The 19,930-nt window shown below is 72.8% G+C and carries 14 protein-coding genes; 3 read left to right on the forward strand and 11 right to left on the reverse strand.

What is annotated here, in order from left to right:
• Positions 1-16: 16 nt before the first annotated feature.
• Positions 17-1,060, reverse strand: coding sequence for a 3-isopropylmalate dehydrogenase (locus ACH4B3_RS00825; protein ID WP_398460550.1), 1,044 nt, complete (start codon positions 1,058-1,060; stop codon positions 17-19).
• A gap of 128 nt (positions 1,061-1,188) precedes the next feature.
• Here ACH4B3_RS00825 and ACH4B3_RS00830 point away from each other — a divergent pair, with 128 nt between their 5' ends.
• Positions 1,189-2,823 carry a purple acid phosphatase family protein gene (locus tag ACH4B3_RS00830; protein ID WP_398460551.1) on the forward strand — a complete coding sequence of 545 codons (1,635 nt, stop codon included), beginning with the start codon at positions 1,189-1,191 and terminating at the stop codon, positions 2,821-2,823.
• 70 nt (positions 2,824-2,893) lie between these two features.
• On the opposite strand, the gene ACH4B3_RS00835 is transcribed toward ACH4B3_RS00830, so the two are convergent.
• From ACH4B3_RS00835 to ACH4B3_RS00845, 3 genes are all read right to left on the reverse strand, one after another.
• The gene (locus tag ACH4B3_RS00835; RefSeq protein ID WP_398461602.1) at positions 2,894-3,073 is read right to left on the reverse strand and encodes a hypothetical protein; all 180 of its coding nucleotides are present in this window, start codon (positions 3,071-3,073) and stop codon (positions 2,894-2,896) included.
• Positions 3,074-3,730: 657 nt separating this feature from the next.
• On the reverse strand, positions 3,731-5,362 hold the full coding sequence (gene pruA, locus ACH4B3_RS00840) for an L-glutamate gamma-semialdehyde dehydrogenase (RefSeq protein WP_398460552.1): 1,632 nt from the start codon (positions 5,360-5,362) through the stop codon (positions 3,731-3,733).
• Positions 5,363-5,412: 50 nt separating this feature from the next.
• A complete protein-coding gene (locus ACH4B3_RS00845; RefSeq protein WP_398460553.1) occupies positions 5,413-6,339 on the reverse strand; it encodes a proline dehydrogenase family protein in 927 nt (308 codons plus the stop codon).
• A gap of 309 nt (positions 6,340-6,648) precedes the next feature.
• On the opposite strand from ACH4B3_RS00845, the gene ACH4B3_RS00850 reads away from it, so the two are divergent.
• Positions 6,649-7,914 (forward strand): PucR family transcriptional regulator, encoded by a 1,266-nt coding sequence (locus tag ACH4B3_RS00850; RefSeq protein WP_398460554.1) that lies wholly within the window; start codon positions 6,649-6,651, stop codon positions 7,912-7,914.
• 254 nt (positions 7,915-8,168) lie between these two features.
• Entirely contained in the window at positions 8,169-8,483 is a 315-nt protein-coding gene (locus tag ACH4B3_RS00855) for a putative quinol monooxygenase (RefSeq protein ID WP_398460555.1), read from the forward strand.
• A gap of 107 nt (positions 8,484-8,590) precedes the next feature.
• On the opposite strand, the gene ACH4B3_RS00860 is transcribed toward ACH4B3_RS00855, so the two are convergent.
• The 7 genes from ACH4B3_RS00860 to ACH4B3_RS00890 all read right to left on the reverse strand — a co-directional run bounded on the left by ACH4B3_RS00860 (position 8,591) and on the right by ACH4B3_RS00890 (position 19,864).
• Positions 8,591-10,078 (reverse strand): MFS transporter, encoded by a 1,488-nt coding sequence (locus tag ACH4B3_RS00860; RefSeq protein WP_398460556.1) that lies wholly within the window; start codon positions 10,076-10,078, stop codon positions 8,591-8,593.
• Positions 10,079-10,154: 76 nt separating this feature from the next.
• Positions 10,155-10,835, reverse strand: coding sequence for a TetR/AcrR family transcriptional regulator (locus ACH4B3_RS00865; protein WP_398460557.1), 681 nt, complete (start codon positions 10,833-10,835; stop codon positions 10,155-10,157).
• A 263-nt stretch (positions 10,836-11,098) separates the two neighbouring features.
• Positions 11,099-12,703 (reverse strand): phosphoglycerate dehydrogenase, encoded by a 1,605-nt coding sequence (gene serA, locus ACH4B3_RS00870; RefSeq protein ID WP_398460558.1) that lies wholly within the window; start codon positions 12,701-12,703, stop codon positions 11,099-11,101.
• A 401-nt stretch (positions 12,704-13,104) separates the two neighbouring features.
• A complete protein-coding gene (ilvC, locus tag ACH4B3_RS00875) occupies positions 13,105-14,103 on the reverse strand; it encodes a ketol-acid reductoisomerase (RefSeq protein WP_398460559.1) in 999 nt (332 codons plus the stop codon).
• A gap of 143 nt (positions 14,104-14,246) precedes the next feature.
• Positions 14,247-14,771 (reverse strand): acetolactate synthase small subunit, encoded by a 525-nt coding sequence (gene ilvN / locus ACH4B3_RS00880; RefSeq protein WP_398460560.1) that lies wholly within the window; start codon positions 14,769-14,771, stop codon positions 14,247-14,249.
• Positions 14,772-14,789: 18 nt separating this feature from the next.
• The gene (locus ACH4B3_RS00885) at positions 14,790-16,661 is read right to left on the reverse strand and encodes an acetolactate synthase large subunit (protein WP_398460561.1); all 1,872 of its coding nucleotides are present in this window, start codon (positions 16,659-16,661) and stop codon (positions 14,790-14,792) included.
• A 245-nt stretch (positions 16,662-16,906) separates the two neighbouring features.
• Complete coding sequence (locus tag ACH4B3_RS00890; protein WP_398460562.1) at positions 16,907-19,864, reverse strand: putative bifunctional diguanylate cyclase/phosphodiesterase; 2,958 nt, start codon at positions 19,862-19,864, stop codon at positions 16,907-16,909.
• Positions 19,865-19,930: the final 66 nt, after the last annotated feature.

Below are 19,930 nucleotides of genomic sequence, written 5' to 3' on the forward strand. Positions count from 1 at the left end.
TTCGGCGGAGGTGGCGTCAGCCGGCCACCCGGGCGGCGAGGGCGTCGCCGGTCCCCTCGGTGCCGCGGGGGGCGGACGGGTCGCGCTCGGCCAGGTCGGCGGCGACGGCGTCCTCGATCCGGGCGGCCTCGGCGCCGTACCCGAGGTGCCGCAGCAGCAGGGCGACGGAGAGCACGGTGGCGGTCGGGTCGGCCTTCCCGGTGCCGGCGATGTCCGGGGCGGAGCCGTGTACCGGCTCGAACATGGACGGGAAGTCACCGGCCGGGTTGATGTTGCCGCTGGCCGCGAGCCCGATGCCGCCGGTGACCGCCGCGGCGAGGTCGGTGAGGATGTCGCCGAAGAGGTTGTCGGTGACGATCACGTCGAACCGCTCCGGCTGGGTGACGAAGAAGATCGTCGCGGCGTCCACGTGCAGGTAGTCGGTGGTGACCTCGGGGTACTCCTGGCCGACCCGGTCGAAGATGTTCTTCCACAGGTGGCCGGCGTGGACCAGCACGTTGTTCTTGTGCACCAGGGTGAGCTTCTTGCGCGGGCGGGCGGCGGCCCGCGCGTAGGCGTCGCGGACCACGCGCTCCACGCCGTAGGCGGTGTTGAGGCTGACCTCGGTGGCGACCTCGGCGGGGGTGCCGGTGCGCAGCGAGCCGCCGTTGCCGACGTACGGGCCCTCGGTGCCCTCGCGGACCACCACGAAGTCGATGTCGGGGCGGCCGGCCAGCGGGGTGGCGGTGTTCGGGAAGAGCTTCGAGGGGCGCAGGTTGACGTAGTGGTCGAAGGCGAAGCGCAGCTTGAGCAGCAGCCCGCGCTCCAGCACGCCGGACGGCACCGTGGGGTCGCCGATGGCGCCGAGCAGGATGGCGTCGTGCTGCTTGAGCGACTCCAGCTCGGCGTCCGGCAGGGTGTCGCCGGTGGCGTGCCAGCGCTTGGCGCCCAGGTCGTACTCCTGGGTCTCCAGCTTCACGTCGGAGGGGAGCGCGGCGGTGAGGACCTTCAGGCCCTGGGCCACGACTTCGGGGCCGATTCCGTCACCGGGGATCACTGCGAGGCGAATGCTGCGAGACATACCGGGACCATACTCCGCGTCCCATTCATTGACACACACCGTCCGCCATGCGGACAGGCGCCCGTCGTACGACATGCGTTCACCTGGAATACCCCGGGACGTCCGCCGCCCCTGGGAAATTCGGGCGCATGGCTGCGACACCCTGGAAGGCGGGCCGCGGGGAACGCTCCGGCGGCCCCGCCGATCTCCCCCGCACCGGCATCCCGGACGAGCTGGCGGGCCGGCTGCCGATGGCCGAGCAGCACGCCCTGCTGCGGGCGCGGTTCTCCCGCCGCCGGATGCTGCGGGCGTCGGCCGCGGGGGCGGGCGCCGTCGCGGGCGCCGGGCTGCTCGGCGGCGCCGCCTGCGGCGCCGGCTCCCCGTCCCGCCCCGCCCCCACGCTGCTGCCCTCGCCGTCCGCGACCCGGGTGGACGGCTCCCTGGTGGCGCCGTTCGGCCGGCATCTGGCGTTCGGCGCCGATCCCCGCACCCAGATGCGGATCTCCTGGCAGGTGCCGGTGGCGGTGCGCAAGCCGTTCGTCCGGGTGGGCCTGGAACCGTGGGACCTCGGCCGCCGGATCGAGGCGGAGGTGCGCCATCTGCACACGCCGCCGCTGAGCGAGCGGCTGCCCGCGGTGGACCAGTACTACCTGCACGCGGCGCTGGACGGGCTGCGCCCCGGCACCACCTACTACTACGGCGTGGGGCACGAGGGGTCCGACCCGGCCGACCCGCGCCGCCACGGTGCGGTCGGGACGTTCCGGACCGCCCCGGCCCGGCCCGGGAAGTTCACCTTCACCGCCTTCGGCGACCAGGGCATCAGCTACCACGCGCTCGCCAACGACCAGCTGATCCTGGGCCGGGACCCGGCGTTCCACCTGCACGCCGGGGACCTCTGCTACGCGGACTCCACCGGGCACGGCGAGACGTCCGACGTCTACGACGCCCGGCTGTGGGACCAGTTCCTGGCGCAGACCGAGTCGGTGGCGGCCCGGGTGCCGTGGATGGTGACGACCGGCAACCACGACATGGAGGCGTGGTACTCCCCCGACGGCTACGGCGGGCAGCTCGCCCGCTGGTCGCTCCCGGAGTCCGGGCCCGATCCGCGCGGGGTCCCGGGCGCCTACTCGTTCGTCTACGGCAACGTCGGGGTGGTCGCGCTGGACGCCAACGACGTGAGCTACGAGATCCCCGCCAACCGGGGGATCTCCGGCGGCGCGCAGACCCGGTGGCTGGACCGCCGGCTGGCCCGGCTGCGGCGGACCCCGGAGGTGGATTTCGTCGTCGTGTTCTTCCACCACTGCGCCTACTCCACGACCAGCGCGCACGCCTCGGACGGCGGGGTCCGCGACGCCTGGGTACCGCTGTTCGACCGGCACCGGGTGGATCTGGTGGTCAACGGGCACAACCACGTCTACGAGCGGACCGACGCCCTGCGGGCCGGCGCGGTCGGCCGGAAGGTCCCCTCCGGCGGCAGCACCGACCCGGCGGTCGACGGCACCGTGTACGTGACGGCGGGCGGCGCGGGCGCGAAGCTCTACTCCTTCGGGGCGCCCGACAGCTACCAGGGCCATGAGAAGGACCGGGACGAGGTGGACACCTACCACTGGACCGAGGAGCGGGAGAAGGACCCGGACACCGTGGCGTGGTCGCGGGTGCGCTACACCGGCTTCTCGTTCCTCTCGGTCGAGGTGGAGCCGGGAAGCCGTCCGGCCATGCGGGTGACCGCGCTCGCCGAGTCCGGCGAGCGGGTCGACCACTTCACGGTCCGCCGCTCGGGCTGAGGGCCGCCGGTACCGGCCGCGGAGCGGCGGCGCGGCCCCTCAGCCGGGCGCGGCTGCGGGGTTCACGCCCTCAGGCGGGCGGCAGATGTCCCCAGTCGCCGCCGTTGTCCCGGCGGTCGAGGGCGCGCTGCAGCGCGGCGGCGGCGTTCTTGCGGTCGGTGTCGTCGCCCCTGCGGCGACGTCCGGTGGACACCCCTCCGGCGAACAGTGCGTTGCGGGCGGGGGTCCTGTGGGCAGCTGTCTCGGCCATGTGCACGTCTCCTCATGCGGTGAGCCCCGAGAAGGTGGATGCCGGAATGGGCGGGGGCCGGGGTGCGGCAGGGATCACCTGCGTTCCGCACCGGGCCGCAACCGCCGTCGCTGGTTGGAGCGAGACGTTCGGCTTCCACCAACGTAAGCCAGCGCGGCCGAGCTGTCTGCCCAATTACTCGGACTTCCTACTATCTGAGACGCGGGCGGCGCACCGCCGCTCGACGCGGTCGCCACCGCCGGGCTCCCGCGATGCGCGCCGGGCCGGTCCGTGCGGGACGCCGGGTGCTTCGACGCACACTCCGCCGTCCCCGCGCTCCGCCGCGCGCCGCTGCCGTCCGGGTGGCCCCGGTGCGGCATGGGGCCGACCCCCGTCCGGCCCCGGCCTGCGCGTGGCGGACACGCGCGGTCGCGCGCCGCCCCCCGTGAGGTGAGCGGTGTTAACTAAGGTGAAACTCACCTAACATGCTTGCCAGACGTTAGCACCGTGGAACGACGAGCGTCCACGCCATTGCCCGGAAGCTGCCAACCCGGGCCCCGGACGCACCACCGCCCCCGCCCGGCGGACCGGGCGGGGGCGGTGCGGAGTCAGCGTCTCGCGGCCTCGCGGCCCCGGAGGGCGAGCGGACCGCGGGGCGCCACCCCGGGACGGGGACGCTCAGCCCATGTGCGGGTAGCGGTAGTCCGTCGGCGGGACCAGGGTCTCCTTGATGGAGCGGGTCGAGGTCCAGCGCATCAGGTTCTGCTTGGCGCCCGCCTTGTCGTTGGTGCCGGAGGCGCGGCCACCGCCGAACGGCTGCTGGCCGACCACGGCGCCGGTGGGCTTGTCGTTGATGTAGAAGTTGCCCGCGGCGAAGCGCAGCTTCTCGCAGGTCTCCGCGGCGGCGGCCCGGTCCCGCGCGATGACGCAGCCGGTCAGGCCGTACGCGGACGCCGACTCCATCTGCTCCAGCATCTCGTCGTACTTCTCGTCGTCGTAGACGAAGACACCCAGGATGGGGCCGAAGTACTCGTCCTTGAAGATCTCGTTCTCCGGGTCGGTGGAGACCAGGACCGTCGGACGGACGAAGTAGCCCTCGCTGTCGTCGTAGCTGCCGCCGGCGACGACCTCGATGGTCGGGTCGGACTTGGCCCGGTCGATCGCCGCCTTGTTCTTGGCGAACGACCGCTCGTCGATGACCGCGCTCATGAAGTTCGCCAGGTCGCTGACGTCACCCATGGTGAGCGAGTCGACCTCGGCCGCGAACTCCTCCTTGAAGCCGTTCTCCCACAGCGAGCGCGGGACGTAGGCGCGGGAGGCGGCGGAGCACTTCTGGCCCTGGAACTCGAAGGCGCCGCGGGTCATCGCGGTCTTCAGCACCGCCCGGTCGGCCGACGGGTGGGCGACGATGAAGTCCTTGCCGCCGGTCTCGCCGACCAGCCGCGGGTAGGTCTTGTACTTCTCGATGTTGTTGCCGACCGTCTTCCACAGGTACTGGAAGGTCCTGGTCGAGCCGGTGAAGTGGATACCGGCCAGGTCCGGGTGGTTCAGCGCCACCTCGGAGACGTCCTTGCCGTCACCGGTCACCAGGTTGATGACGCCCTTGGGCAGGCCCGCCTCCTCCAGCAGCTGCATCAGCAGCACGGCGGCGTGGGTCTGCGTCGGGGACGGCTTCCAGACCACCACGTTGCCCATCAGGGCGGGGGCGGTGGGCAGGTTGCCCGCGATGGCGGTGAAGTTGAAGGGCGTGATCGCGTAGACGAAGCCCTCCAGCGGCCGGTGGTCGCTGCGGTTCCACACGCCCGGCGAGTTCGCGATCGGCTGCTCGGCGAGGATCTGGCGGGCGAAGTGGACGTTGAAGCGCCAGAAGTCCACCAGCTCGCAGGGGGTGTCGATCTCGGCCTGCTGGGCGGTCTTGGACTGGCCGAGCATGGTCGACGCGGCGAGGGTCTCGCGCCACGGGCCGGCGAGCAGGTCGGCGGCCTTCAGGATGATCGCCGCGCGGTCGTCGAAGCTCAGCGCCCGCCAGGCCGGGGCCGCGGCCAGGGCGGCGTCGATCGCGTCCTGCGCGTCCGCCTGGGTGGCGTTGGCGTAGGTCCCGAGAACGGCGGAGTGGTTGTGCGGCTGCACCACGTCGAAGCGCTCACCGCCACCCATCCGCTTCTCACCGCCGATGGTCATCGGCAGGTCGATCGGGTTCTGCGCGAGCTCCTTGAGCTTCGTCTCCAGACGGGCACGCTCGGCGCTGCCCGGAGCGTAGGTGTGCACCGGCTCGTTCGCCGGCACGGGGACCTGGGTCACAGCGTCCATGGTTGCCGTGTCTCCTTCGTTCGTGAGTCGGGGCGGGAAGCGTCCACCGGTCAGCCGCGGCTGACCAGCGACCGCAGGAAGAACATGAGGTTGGCGGGACGCTCGGCGAGACGCCGCATGAAGTACCCATACCAGTCTGTGCCATACGGGATGTAAACCCGCATACGGTGGCCTTCGGCCACCAGTCGCTCCTGCTCCGCCTCGCGGATGCCGTACAGCATCTGGAACTCGTACTCGTCCAGCTTGCGGCCGTGGCGCCGGCCCAGCTCCTGCGCGATGGAGATCAGCCGCGGGTCGTGCGAGCCGATCATCGGGTAGCCCTTGCCCGCCATCAGGATCTTCAGGCAGCGCACGTACGCCAGGTCCACCTCGCGCTTGTCCTGGAACGCGACGCTGGCGGGCTCCTTGTACGCGCCCTTCACCAGCCGCACCCGCGAGCCTTCCCCGGCCAGTGCGTGGCAGTCGTCCTCGGTGCGGAAGAGGTACGACTGGACCACCGCGCCGGTCTCCGGGAAGCGCTTCCGCAGCTCGCCCAGGATGGCCAGGGTGGAGTCGACCGTGGTGTGGTCCTCCATGTCCAGGGTCACGGTGGTGCCCGCCTCGGCCGCCGCCTCGACCACCGGGGTGACGTTGGCCAGCGCCAGGTCGTGGCCGCCGCGCAGCGCCTGCCCGAAGGCGGAGAGCTTCACCGACATCTCGGCCCGCGCGCCCAGGCCCTCGCCCTTGAGGGCCTCGGCCAGTGCCAGGTAGGCATCGCGGTTGCGCAGCGCCTCGACCGGGTCGGTGATGTCCTCGCCGAGGTGGTCCAGGGTCACCTCCAGACCGCGGCCGCTCAGCGACCGGACGGCCGACATGGACTCGGCCAGCCGCTCACCGGCCACGAAGCGGTCCACCATCGGGCGGGTGACCGGCGCGGCCGAGACGATACGGCGAATGGCGTCGCTGCGCGATGCGGCGAGCAACACGGGACCCAGCACGGGGCACCTCCGATGTGGTGTTCACGGGTGACCGCGGCGGTGGGACCGTGGCGGTCAAAATGAGCCACCGTGAAACCTAAGGATCCCTCCGATCAGAGGCCATCGACAGCTGTCACGCGTTGGTGGCCGAGATCTCAGACAGATGTATGACAATAGTGGCCGAGGTGGCGCGGAGGGGGTCAGGGACCACGCCGAGCCGCTCCGGAACGACCCGGACGGAGGCGCTCCGGGGCCTGCCGGACGGCGTTCCGGGGCACAGTCCAGGCAGTGTGACCGGTCGAAGGTGACGGGAAGGGAGCGGCGCGGCGGATGCGCGGTGACTATCAGCAGCTGGTGGACGAGATCTCGGCCACCCTCGGGGCGCCGGCCACCCTGGAGGACCGGGACTTCGCGCTGATCGCGTTCGGGGCGCACGACAGCGAGGGGGACATCGGGGAGCTGGCGCTGGACCCCGTGCGCACCCGGTCCATCCTGCAACGCCGGTCCACCGCCGCGGTACGGGCCTGGTTCGAGGGTTTCGGAATCGCCCGCGCCCAGGCGCCGCTGCGCATCCCGCCGGACCCGGCGGCCGGGGTGTTCATGGGCCGGATCTGCCTGCCCGCCCTCCACCGCGGCGTGGTGCGCGGCTATGTGTGGCTGCTGGACTACGGACACCTGTCCGATCTGGAACTCGGCGGCCCGGGGGTGCCGCCGGACCCGCGGCTGGCCCAGGCGATGGAGACCGCGGCGCGCATCGGCGCGCTGCTGGCGTCCGAGGCACGGGCCGACGCGGAGGTCGGCGAGCTGCTGCGGGAGCTGCTCACCGGCCCGGCCGCGGGACGGGACGCGGCGCGCGCGGGCCTCAGGCGGGCGCTGCGCGGGGTGGCCGACGGCCCGCTGGCGATGGTGGCGGTCACCCCCTGGGAGCCGGACCCGGACGAGGACTCCGGCGCCGGTTCGCCGCCCCATGTGCCCGGGGTGGCCGCCCTGTGCGCGGTGCCGGCCGCGGCCGGCGGCGGGGACGCGGGCGGCCGGTCCGCCGCGGGCTCCCGGCGTACCGGGGCGCTGGCGGCGCTGGTCAGACTGCGGACGGCCGGCGCGCTGGAGCCGGCCCGCACCGCGGGGGAGCAACTGCTGCGCGCCCCGCAGCCGGCGGGCGGCCGGTCCGCGGAGTTCCCGGCCGCCGTGACGGCGGGCGTCAGTGATCCGCGGCGGGGGCTGGACGAGCTGCCCGACGCCTGGCGGGAGGCGCGGGCCGCCGCCCGGGCCGCGCACGCCGAGGAGGGCCTGGGGCCGGTGGCGCAGTGGTCGGAGATCGGGCCGTACCGGGTGCTGACCGAGCTGCCCGGGGCCGCGCCGGACCCGGCGGTCCGGCCCCTGCTGGGACATGCGCATGCCGAACTGGCGCGCACCGTCGAGGTGTTCCTGGACTGCGCGGGCCAGGCGGGCCGGGCCGCCGCGGCGCTCGGCATCCACCGGCAGACGCTCTACTACCGGCTGTCCCGGGTGGAGCAGCTCACCGGCCTCGATCTCGACGCGGGCGAGGACCGGCTGCTGCTGCACATCGCGCTGAAGAGCGCCCGGCTGGCGGACTGAACGGCACCGCGGGGCGAGCCGGGCCCGGTCCGGCGCCGGGCCCGCGCCGGGTCAGCGAGGGACCGGCGCCGGTGCGCGCACCGGCCGCACCGCCGCCCGGTCGCCGCGCCGCCCCGGACCGGACCGGACGACCCCTCTAGGTTCGATTTGCCTCGTACCTTCACGACGACTACGGTCACCACGACCACCAGGTACGAGATTCTTCGTACCTGGTGGTCGTCACCGAACCCGTCCCCGACCGCCCGGAGCCCCCTGTGACCACGCCGTACAGCCTCGTCGGATTCGCCCGCCCCAAGCCCGAACGCGCCGCGGAGCTCAAGGAACTGCTGCTGTCGTTCGTCGCCCCGACCCGCGCGGAGCCCGGCTGCCTGGAGTACCACTTCCACGAGGACCGGGACGAGCCGGGCGTCTTCGTCTTCTACGAGGCGTGGCGCTCCAAGGAGGACCTCGACGCCCACCTCGCGCTGCCGCACCTGACCGACTTCTGGCAGCGGCGCATGGAGTACCTCACCACCGACCTGGAGATCCGCCGGCTCACCATGCACAGCCCCTACCCGCCCCGCGACTGACCCCAGCCGCCGGGCCCGCCCCGGCCCGGACGCGGTGACCGGACGGGCCGGGGTCCACAGGACCCCGGCCCGTCCGGTGCGGCCGGCGTGCGGGCGGCACGCGCCGCTCAGCCCAGGTGCGTCATCACCGGTTCGGCCGCCGCACCCGCGGGCCGCCGCTTCGGGCGCGGGGTGTTCATCAGCACGGCGACCAGCACGGCCGCCGTCGCGAGGATCACCGCGCCCCAGACGAACGCCTCGGAGAAGCCCTCGACCAGGGCCGCGTTCCGCAGGTCCGGGGTCATCGGCCGCCGGTCGCCGGCCAGCCGGTCGGCGGTGGCGCTGGTGGCGACGGTGTTCAGCAGCGCGGTGCCGATCGAACCGCCGATCTGCTGCGCGGTGTTGACGGTGGCGGACGCGATCCCGGCCTCCGCCGGCCCCACCCCGTGGGTGGCGTAGTTCATGGCGGGGGCCATCACCAGCCCCATCCCGAAGCCCACCAGGAGCTCGGCCGGCAGCACCCCGGTGGCGTAGGAGCTGCCGGGCTCCAGCGGCACCAGCAGCGCCACCCCGGTGGCCGCGGTCAGCAGCCCGGGGGCGATCAGGGCGCGCGGCGGCACCCTGGGCAGCAGCCGGGAGGCGACACCGCCCGCGGCGACCAGCACCGCCGCGGTCATCGGCAGGAAGGCCACCCCGGTGAGCATCGCGGAGTAGCCCTTGACGAGCTGCATGTAGTACGTCAGGAAGAGGAACATCGCGAACATGCCGACCACGGACATCCCGACCGCCAGATAGGCCGATCCGCGGGTGCGGTCCACCACCACGCGCAGCGGCAGCAGGGGCCGCGCGACCCGGCGTTCCACCAGGACGAAGGCGACCAGCAGCACCGCGCCGAGGGCGAGCAGTCCGCCGACCGCGGCGGAGTCCCAGCCTTCGGCTTCGGCCTCGCTGCACCCGTAGACCACGGCCACCAGGCCGGACACCGCGAGGACCGCCCCGGCCACGTCCGGCCGGGCCCGCCCGGTGCCGTCCCGGCTGTCGGCGGGCAGCACGTACCGGCCGAAGGCGGCGACGACCGCGATGGGCACGTTGACGTACAGGCACCAGCGCCAGTCGAGGTACTCGGTCAGCACCCCGCCCAGCACCAGGCCGATCGCGCCGCCGCCCGCGGCGATGGCACCGAAGATGCCGAACGCCTTCGCCCGCTCCCCCGGTTCGGTGAAGCTCACCGCGAGCAGCGAGAGCGCGGCGGGGGCGAGCAGCGCCGCGAACACGCCCTGCAGCGCGCGGGCCGCCAGCAGCACCCCGAAGTCGGGCGCCGCGCCGCCGAGCGCGGAGGCCAGGGCGAAGCCGGTGAGCCCGATGAGGAAGGCGCGCCTGCGGCCGGTGTGGTCGGCGATGCGGCCACCGAGCAGCAGCAGACTGCCGAAGGCCAGGGTGTAGGCGGTGATGACCCACTGCCGGTCGCCGTCGGAGACGCCGAGATCGGCCTGTGCGGAGGGCAGGGCGATGTTCACGATGGTGATGTCGAGAACGATCATCAGCTGGGCCAGGCCGATGAAGACCAGGGCCGACCAGCGGCCGGCCGGGGCCGCGGGCGGGGTGTCGGTGCTCATGGCGGAGCTGCCTTTCGGGAGGCGGGAGAGGACTGCGGGGCGGCGGTGACGGCGCCGGACTCCGGGAGGCGGGCGGTTATGCCTCGTCGGGCGCCTCGGCGGACCCGGGGCCTTCGGCGGCTGCGCGCCCGGCCACCCGGGCGCGCAGCCGCCGGAACCCCTCGGCGTCGACCACCGGGCCGGGCAGCCCGGCGGCCGGGCGCCGCGCCCCGGCGGCGCGCAGGCCGTCGAGGTAGATGTCGAGGTGCCGGTGGGCCAGCTCGGCGTCGTGCGGGAAGTCGCCGCCGGGCAGTGGCCGCGTCAAGCGGATGATCATGAAGGTGATGTCGCCCAGCGCGGCATCGGGGCGGATCAGACCGTCCCGCTGGGCCCGGGCGAGGATCTCCTGCACCGGTTCGACCGCGTCGCCGTCGAGGTCGGCGAGGAGCCGCCCGATGTCGATCCGGCCGAGGAGCGCGGGCATCACCGAGCCGACCTTGAGGTCCAGTGCCGCGTGCATGAAGCCGCGCAGCGCCTCGGCCGGGTCCGGCTCACGCCGCAGGCACTCCCCCGCGGCCCGGGCCAGCGCGGTGAGCACGTCGAAGGCCACCGCCTTGACCAGCTCGTCGCGGTCGGGGAAGCGCCGGTAGAGGGTGGCGATCCCGACGCCGGCCCGGCGGGCGACGGCGTCCAGCGGTGCGTCCGGTCCCTGGTCGGCGAAGATCTCGCGGGCCGCGAGCAGGATCTGTTCGCGGTTGCGCCGGGCGACTGCGCGCATGGCCACCTCCTCGGCGGAGCGGGCGGCGGCACGGCCACCCAGGTGGAGGAATTTCCTCCACCTGACAGTCAGCCTAATCCGCGCCGCGGCATAATTCAACACGCGGTGAATAACATGCGCGGAGACGGGGTGCCCGCGCCCGGCCCGCCCGGAAGCGGTTCCCGGCATGCGCGAGGGCCCGGCCCCCGCGAGTGCGGAGGCCGGGCCCTCGTCGTCGTCCCGGCGGCGCGCCGGCCGCTCGCCGGCGGGCTGCCGGTGGGCGGTCAGCCGACCAGGTTCACCGAGCGGGCCACGGTGGCGCCGATGTCGTCGGCGATCTCACCGAGCACGGCCGCCGGGATGGTGTCGTCCACGGTGAGCGCGACCAGCGCCGCACCGCCCGGGGTGGCCCGGGAGACCTGCATGCCGGCGATGTTGATGCCCGCCTCGCCGAGGATCCGGCCGAGCGTGCCGACCACACCGGGCTTGTCGGTGTAGTGGAAGAAGGCCATGTGGTCCGCGAGCGCCAGGTCCACGTCGTGGTCCCCGACCGCGACGATCTTCTGCACGTGCTTCACACCGGCCAGGGTGCCGGAGATCGCGACCTCGCTGCCGTCCCCGAGGGTGCCGCGCACGGTCACCACGTTGCGGTGCTCGGGCGACTCCGAGCTGGTGGTGAGCCGCACCTCGACACCGCGCTCCTGCGCGAAGAGCGGGGCGTTCACATAGGAGACCGTCTCGTCCACGATGTCCTCGAAGACGCCCTTGAGCGCGGAGAGTTCCAGCACCTTGACGTCGTGCTGGGTGATCTCGCCGTACACCTCCACGTCGAGCCGCACCGCGACCTCGCCCGCCAGCGCGGTGAAGATGCGGCCCAGCTTCTCGGCGAGCGGCAGCCCCGGGCGCACGTCCTCGGCGATCACCCCGCCCTGCACGTTGACCGCGTCCGGCACCAGCTCGCCGGCGAGCGCCAGCCGCACCGAGCGGGCGACGGCGATACCGGCCTTCTCCTGTGCCTCGCCGGTGGACGCGCCCAGGTGCGGGGTGGCCACCACGTTGTCGAACTCGAAGAGCGGCGAGTCGGTGCACGGCTCCTTGGCGAAGACGTCCAGGCCCGCGGCGGCGACCCGGCCCTCCTTGAGCGCGCTCGCCAGCGCCTGCTCGTCGACGATCCCGCCCCGGGCGGCGTTGACGATGCGCACCTCCGGCTTGACCTTGTGCAGCGCCTCGTCGCCGATCAGGCCCACCGTCTCCGGCGTCTTGGGCAGGTGCACGGTGATGAAGTCGGAGACCGCCAGCAGCTCGTCCAGGGTGAGCAGCTTGACGCCCATCTGGGCGGCCCGGGCGGGCTGCACGTAGGGGTCGTAGGCGACGATCTTCATCCCGAACGCGGACATCCGCTGGGCGACCAGGACGCCGATGCGGCCGAGGCCGACCACGCCGAGGGTCTTCTCGCTCAGCTCCACGCCGGTGTACTTGCTCCGCTTCCACTCGCCGTTCTTCAGCGCGGCGTTGGCCTGCGGGATGTTCCGGGCGGTGGCGACCAGCAGACCGCAGGCCAGCTCGGCGGCGGTCACGATGTTGGAGGTCGGTGCGTTGACGACCATCACGCCGGCCTTGGTGGCGGCGGCGACGTCCACGTTGTCCAGGCCGACACCGGCGCGGGCGACGACCTTCAGTTTCCGGGCGGCGGCGATGGCCTCGGCGTCGACCTTGGTGGCGCTGCGCACCAGGATCGCGTCGACGTCGGCGATGGCGGGGATCAGCTCGGCGCGGTCCGCGCCGTTGCAGGTCCGGATCTCGAAGTCCGGGCCCAGGGCGTCGACCGTGGCCGGCGACAGCTCTTCCGCGATGAGTACGACAGGCTTGCTGGACGAAGCAGTGCTCACGGGGTCTCAGTCCTCACTTGTCCTGGTGGCCCCTCCCGCCCCCCGAAGGGCCAGGGAGGAGACGGCCGTCCCGACGGCCGAAGGCGGTGAAGGGGGCAGCCGCGTGGAAGACGCACGACACTGTGAGCCTGAACGCGCTTGTGGAAAGCAGTGTAGTGGCGCCCGGCCCGGAGTCTTGTGCCGATCCGGCAGGATCACTCGCACGGGGCTGGACGCGCCGGACATGGCGGCGGTCACGGGTCCGCGCACGGCGGCTCCCGGCGCCGGGCACGGCCGTGGGGCGGGCCCGGGGAGGGCCCGCCCCACGGGCGGCGTGCCGGTCGCGCGAGCGCGGGCGGCACCGGCGCGGGTCGCCCCCGCGCCGGGCCGGCCGCACCGGGAGCGGGGCGCTCCCGGCAGGCTCACGCCTCTTCGTCGACCCAGCTCATGAGCTTGCGCAGCTCCTTGCCGGTGGTCTCCAGCAGGTGGTTGCCGTCGGCGTTCTTGTACTCGTTGTACTTCGGCAGACCGGAGTGGTACTCCTCCATCCACCGGTTGGCGAAGGTGCCGTCCTGGATCTCGGCGAGCACCTTCTTCATCTCGGCCTTGGTCTGCTCGGTGATGATCCGCGGACCGGTGACGTAGTCGCCCCACTCGGCGGTCTCCGAGACCGACCAGCGCATCTTCTCCAGACCGCCCTCGTACATCAGGTCCACGATGAGCTTCAGCTCGTGCAGGCACTCGAAGTACGCGATCTCCGGCTGGTACCCGGCCTCGACCAGGGTCTCGAAGCCGGCCTTGACCAGGGCGCTGGTGCCGCCGCAGAGCACCGCCTGCTCGCCGAAGAGGTCGGTCTCGGTCTCCTCGGTGAAGGTGGTCTTGATGACGCCGGCGCGGGTGCCGCCGATCGCCTTGGCGTAGGACAGCGCCAGCGGGAAGCCGGAGCCGGTGGCGTCCTGCTCGACGGCCGCGATGCACGGCACGCCGCGGCCCTCCTCGTACTGGCGGCGGACCAGGTGGCCCGGGCCCTTGGGGGCGACCATGCAGACGTCCACGCCGGCCGGCGGCTTGATGAAGCCGAAGCGGATGTTGAGGCCGTGGCCGAAGAACAGCGCGTCGCCGTCCTTCAGGTTGTCCTTCACGGACTCCTCGTAGACCTTGGCCTGGATCGGGTCCGGGACCAGGATCATGATGACGTCGGCCTCGGCGGCCGCCTCCGCGGGGCTGACCACCCGGAGCCCCTGCTCCTCGGCCTTGGCCTTGGACTTGGAGCCCTCGTGCAGGCCGACCCGCACGTCGACCCCGGAGTCGCGCAGCGACAGCGCGTGGGCGTGGCCCTGGCTGCCGTAGCCCAGGACCGCGACCTTGCGGCCCTGGATGATGGACAGGTCGGCGTCGTCGTCGTAGAACAGCTCGGCCACTTCGGATGTCTCCTAGTTTCGGGCGGGTCGGGTTGTGCGTCCCACCGTATGTCGGGCGGGCGGAAAGGGGGTCGCGGTCTCGCCATGCGGTCCGCGGTCTCCGGCCGTGCGGGCCACCCGGTGGCGGCCCGCACGGATCCGGTTCAGGCGGACCGGTCCAGGGCCCGCAGGCTGCGGTCGGTGATGGAGCGGGCGCCGCGCCCTATGGCGATGGTGCCGGACTGCACCAACTCCTTGATGCCGTACGGCTCCAGCATCTTGAGCATGGCCTCGAGCTTGTCGCTGCCGCCGGTGGCCTCGATGGTCACCGCCTCCGGCGAGACGTCCACCGTCTTGGCGCGGAAGAGCTGGACGATCTCGACGATCTGGGAGCGGGTCTCGTTGTCGGCCCGGACCTTCACCAGGACGAGTTCCCGCTGGATCGCCGCGCTGTCCTCCAGCTCGACGATCTTCAGCACGTTGACGAGCTTGTTGAGCTGCTTGGTGACCTGCTCCAGCGGCAGCTCCTCGACGTTCACCACGATGGTGATGCGGGAGATGTCGGGGTGCTCGGTGACGCCGACGGCGAGCGAGTCGATGTTGAAACCGCGGCGGGAGAAGAGCGCGGCGATCCGGGCGAGGATGCCGGGGGTGTTCTCCACCAGGACGGAGAGCGTGTGCTTGGACATGGCCTTGGGTCGTCTCTCTCAGTCGTCTTCGTTGTCACCGAAGTCCGGGCGGACGCCGAGCGCCGCCTGGATCTCGTCGTTGGAGGTGCCCGCGGCGACCATCGGCCAGACCATCGCGTCCTCGTGGACGATGAAGTCCACCACCACCGGCCGGTCGTTGATGGCGTTGGCCTCGGCGATGACCTTGTCCAGCTCCGCCGGGTCCTCGCAGCGCATCGCCACGCACCCCATCGCCTCGGACAGCTTCACGAAGTCCGGGACCCGGGTGCCGGCGCTCGGCGCCTTGCCGTCCGCGTCCGGGCCGGAGTGCAGCACCGTGTTGGAGTAGCGCTGGTTGTAGAAGAGGGTCTGCCACTGCCGGACCATGCCCAGGGCGCCGTTGTTGATGATCGCGACCTTGATCGGGATGTTGTTCAGCGCGCAGGTGACCAGCTCCTGGTTGGTCATCTGGAAGCAGCCGTCGCCGTCGATCGCCCAGACGGTGCGGTCCGGCTTGCCGGCCTTGGCGCCCATCGCGGCCGGCACCGCGTAGCCCATGGTGCCCGCGCCGCCGGAGTTCAGCCAGGTGGCGGGCTGCTCGTAGTCGATGAAGTGCGAGGCCCACATCTGGTGCTGGCCGACCCCGGCCGCGAAGATGGTGCCCTCCGGAGCGAGCTGGCCGATCCGCTCGATGACCTGCTGCGGGGAGAGGCTGCCGTCCTCGGGGAGGTCGTAGCCGAGCGGGTAGGTCTCGCGCCACCGGTTCAGGTCGCGCCACCACTCGGCGTACCGGTCCTGGGCGTACCCGCCGGTGTTCCCGGCGTCCAGCTCGGCCTGGACCGCGACCACCAGGTCGGCGATGACCTCGCGGGCGTCACCGACGATCGGCACGTCGGCGACGCGGTTCTTGCCGATCTCCGCCGGGTCGATGTCGGCGTGCACCACCTTGGCGAACGGGGCGAACGAGTCGAGCTTGCCGGTGACCCGGTCGTCGAAGCGGGCGCCCAGCGCCACGATCAGGTCGGACTTCTGCAGGGCGGTGACGGCGGCCACCGAGCCGTGCATACCGGGCATGCCGATGTGCTGCGGGTGGGTGTCGGGGAAGGAGCCGAGCGCCATCAGGGTGGTGGTGACCGGTGCGCCGGTCAGTTCGGCGAGCACCTTCAGCTCCGCGGTGGCGCCGGCCTTCATCACGCCACCGCCGACGTACAGCACCGGGCGCCGGGACTGGGTGATCAGCCGGGCGGCCTCGCGGATCTGCTTGGCGTGCGGCTTGGTCACCGGGCGGTAGCCGGGCAGGTCGGTCTGCGGCGGCCAGACGAAGGTGGTCTTCGCCTGCAGGGCGTCCTTGGCGATGTCGACCAGCACCGGCCCGGGGCGGCCGGTGGAGGCGATGTGGAACGCCTCGGCGATGGTCCGCGGGATCTCCTCGGCCCTGGTGACCAGGAAGTTGTGCTTGGTGATCGGCATCGTGATGCCGCAGATGTCCGCCTCCTGGAAGGCGTCGGTGCCGATCGCCTTGCTGGCGACCTGGCCGGTGATGGCGACCAGCGGGACGGAGTCCATGTGCGCGTCGGCGATCGGGGTGACCAGGTTGGTGGCGCCCGGTCCGGAGGTGGCCATGCAGACGCCGACCTTGCCGGTGGCCTGCGCGTAGCCGGTGGCGGCGTGCCCGGCGCCCTGCTCGTGGCGGACCAGGACGTGGCGGACCTTCGAGGAGTCCATCATCGGGTCGTACGCCGGGAGGATCGCGCCGCCCGGAATGCCGAACACGGTGTCCGCCCCGACCTCCTCCAGCGAGCGGATGAGGGACTGCGCGCCCGTGACGTGCTCGACGGTCGCGGGCTGCTGCTGCCCGCCGCTACGGGCCCGCGGCTGCGGATGGTGGGACCCGGAGGCCTGCTCGGTCATCTGCGTTCTCTTCTCGAAGACGAGGGTGTGTGCGGGGCCCGGTGGTTGGCTCCCGCCAGGGGTTTTGCGGGGTTTTGCAGGGTTCTGGTGCAACAAAAAACCCCCCGTGCCGTGAGGCAAGCGAGGGGAGCGCGTCGGGGAGGGTCCGCAGGGCTGCATGATGCCCTGCTTCAGCCGACGCGCTTTCCAAGTACGAGAATTCGGGTGCGCATGGCATCGACCCTCCCCCCGACGCGGGGTGGGTGTCAAGTGGGTGGGACGGGGGTCTCAGTATTTGAGCGCAATGGCGTACGGGTGTGCGCCTCCGGGCGCCGCCCGCCGTGCGGCGCCGCGAGGTGCGGCACGGCGCCGTGCCCACCGCCGGAGGGACGCACCGGCAGGGCTCCGCCCACCAGCACCGGCTCCTCCACCCGGGGCACCTCGAAGCCGCCCCGGACCAGCGCCCGGCGCAGCCGGTGCTCGTCCAGCGGCCCGGAGAACGCCATCCCCTGGGCGTGCGTGCAGCCCATGGCGCGCAGGGCGTCGATCTGCTCCGGCAGGTCCACGCCCTCGGCCACCGACTGCATGCCCAGGTCCCCGGCGATCCGCAGCAGTCCGGAGGTGATCTTGTGCAGCCGGGAGGACTCCACCACCCCCTCCACCAGCCCGCAGTCCAGTTTCAGGATGTCGACGGGGAGCCGGCGCAGTGCCCGGATGGCCGCGTAGCCGCTGCCGAACCCGTCCAGGGCGATCCGGACGCCCAGCCGCCGCAGCGCGCCCAGCCGGTGCTCCAGTTCGTCCAGCGGGACCCGGGGGTCGGAGTCGGTCAGCTCCAGGATGAGCGAACCGGACGGCAGTCCGTACCGCGCGAGCAGCGTCTCCACGCTCCGCGGCGGCATGGAGCGGTCCACCAGGCGGCTCGCCGGGAGCCGTACCGACACCGGTACCGGATGACCCGCCTGACGGCGCCGGGCGGCCTGCTCCACGGCCTCCTGGAGCATCCACCGGGTCAGTTCGGCGGCCCTGGCGGCCTCCTCCGGTCCGTTGTCGCCGCGGCCGCCCGCCGCGACCCGCAGGAACTCCGCCGGGGTGAAGAGGATGCCCTGCGCGGAGCGCCAGCGGGGCTGCGCGGCGAGCGCCGCGATCCGGCCGGTGCCGAGCTCGGCGATCGGCTGGTGGAGCAGCACGAACTCGCCGTCGTTCAGCGCGGTGCGCAGCCGGGTGGCCAGCTCGGCGCGGCGGGCCACCTCCGCCTGCATCTGCGGGGCGTAGAGCTCGACCCGGTTCTTGCCGGCGGACTTGGCCCGGTACATGGCCAGATCGGCGTTGCGCATCAGGGCGCCGGGGCCTATGCCCGGCTCGGCGAAGGCCACCCCGATGCTCGCGGCCACCCGCACCTCGGTGCCGCCCTCCACCCGGTACGGCTGGGACAGCGCGACCCGCAGCCGGTCGGCGATCTCCAGGATGCGGCACTCGCGGGCGGCCGGGTCGTCGTCGCCGTCCCCCACGATCAGGGCGGCGAACTCGTCCCCGCCGAGCCGGGCGGCGCAGTCACCGGAGCCGGAACGGACCGACTCCTGGAGCCGGCGGGCGGCCTGGACCAGCAGTTCGTCGCCGGCCTGGTGGCCCACGGTGTCGTTGACCGCCTTGAAGCCGTCGAGGTCGATGTAGAGCACGGCGGTGCCGACGTCGGTGCGGCGGCGACCGGCCAGCGCGTGCCGGACCCGCCTGGTGAACAGGGCGCGGTTGGGCAGGTCGGTGAGCGGGTCGTGCTCGGCGTTGTGCTGGAGCTGGGCCTGCAGCCGCACCCGCTCGGTCACGTCGCGGCTGTTGAGGATCAGCCCGCCGTGGTGCCGGTTGACGGTCGACTCGACGTTGAGCCATTCTCCGGCGCCGGAGCGGAACCTGCACTCGATACGGGTGGTGGGCTCCTCGCCGGGTGAGGAGGCCAGGAAGCGCCGGACCTCGTGCAGCACCGCGCCGAGGTCCTCCGGGTGGATGAGGGAGGCGAGTTCGGAACCGACGAGTTCGTCCGCGTCGCGTCCGTAGACACCGGAGGCGGCGGGGCTGACGTAGCGCAGCACCCCGGTCGGAGCGGCGATCATGATCACATCGCTGGAGCTCTGCACCAGGGAGCGGAAGTGGTTCTCCTTCTGCGCCAGCTCATGGGTGAGGGTGAGGTTGTCCAGCAGCATGATGGCCTGGCGGACCACGAGCGCGAGCACCACCGCGCACGCGGTGAAGATCACCGTGCCGTCGACCGGGCGGCCGTCCAGCACGTTGTAGAGCACGCCCAGGGTGCAGACGGCGACGGCCAGGTACGGCGCGAGCGCGGCGAGCGATCCGGTGATCGGCCTGCTCAGCGATGACGGGCGGACCGGCGGGGCGGGCGGGGCGGGCGACGGCCGGTTCGCGGCGCGGGACCGGGCGGCGGCCCACGGCGCGCAGCCCAGCAGCACCGAGCCGGCGAACCAGCCGGCGTCCAGCATCTCGCCGGAGCGGTAGTGCTCCCGCAGCACCGGGAGGGTGAACAGCGCGTCGCACACCACCGTCAGGGCGAGCGCCCCGATCGCGGTGTTGATCGAGGAGCGGTTGACCGAGGTGCGACTGCGGTGCAGCGCCAGCACCATGCTCACCAGCACGATGTCCAGCAGCGGGTAGGCCAGGGAGAGCGCGGTGCGCGCCACCCCGGCGCCCTCCTCGCCCAGCTGGCCGCGGTGCGCCAGGGCGAGGCTCCAGCACAGGGTGAGCAGCGAGCCCGCGATCAGCCAGGCGTCCAGCCCCAGGCAGACCCACCCGGCCCGGTTGACCGGGCGCTTGGCGAGCACCAGCAGCCCGACGATGGCGGGCGGGGCGAAGAGCAGGAAGCAGAAGTCGGCGAGCGACATGGGCGGCACCGGGCGGTCGAGGACCACCTCGTACCAGCCCCACACACCGTTGCCCAGGCCCGCCATGAGCGAGGAGACGGCGAAGAGCGTCCAGGCGGGGCGGCACCGGCCGAAACGGGTCCGGCTGTACCAGAAGCAGGAGACGGCGGCGCCGAACGCGGCGGCGCTGAGTCCGAAGTCGCCCATGATCATGGCGAGTTCGGCCGACCCCCAGCCGAGCAGGGCGCCGGCCGCGTAGCCGCCGCAGACGAGCGCGATCAGGAGCTGTCGCAGCAGCCCCAGACCGCCGCCGGAGGCCACCGACGGGCGGGGGAGGACGGCTCCGGCGGCGCTCACCGGACGGCCCCCCGGGTCGCCGGCCTCCGTATGTCCGGCCGGTGCGCCACGCGTCGCGCGAGGGCG

Source organism: Streptomyces sp. NPDC018031 (assembly GCF_044327625.1).
Lineage (GTDB): Bacteria > Actinomycetota > Actinomycetes > Streptomycetales > Streptomycetaceae > Streptomyces.

Excerpts from the sequence above, each read along its gene's own strand:
- ACH4B3_RS00825 (WP_398460550.1), bottom strand. The coding sequence starts at position 1,060 with ATGTCTCGCAGCATTCGCCTCGCAGTGATCCCCGGTGACGGAATCGGC.
- ACH4B3_RS00830 (WP_398460551.1), top strand. The coding sequence starts at position 1,189 with ATGGCTGCGACACCCTGGAAGGCGGGCCGCGGGGAACGCTCCGGCGGC.
- ACH4B3_RS00850 (WP_398460554.1), top strand. The coding sequence starts at position 6,649 with ATGCGCGGTGACTATCAGCAGCTGGTGGACGAGATCTCGGCCACCCTC.
- ACH4B3_RS00860 (WP_398460556.1), bottom strand. The coding sequence starts at position 10,078 with ATGAGCACCGACACCCCGCCCGCGGCCCCGGCCGGCCGCTGGTCGGCC.
- ACH4B3_RS00885 (WP_398460561.1), bottom strand. The coding sequence starts at position 16,661 with ATGACCGAGCAGGCCTCCGGGTCCCACCATCCGCAGCCGCGGGCCCGT.
- ACH4B3_RS00865 (WP_398460557.1), bottom strand. The coding sequence starts at position 10,835 with ATGCGCGCAGTCGCCCGGCGCAACCGCGAACAGATCCTGCTCGCGGCC.
- ilvN (WP_398460560.1), bottom strand. The coding sequence starts at position 14,771 with ATGTCCAAGCACACGCTCTCCGTCCTGGTGGAGAACACCCCCGGCATC.
- pruA (WP_398460552.1), bottom strand. The coding sequence starts at position 5,362 with ATGGACGCTGTGACCCAGGTCCCCGTGCCGGCGAACGAGCCGGTGCAC.
- ACH4B3_RS00835 (WP_398461602.1), bottom strand. The coding sequence starts at position 3,073 with ATGGCCGAGACAGCTGCCCACAGGACCCCCGCCCGCAACGCACTGTTC.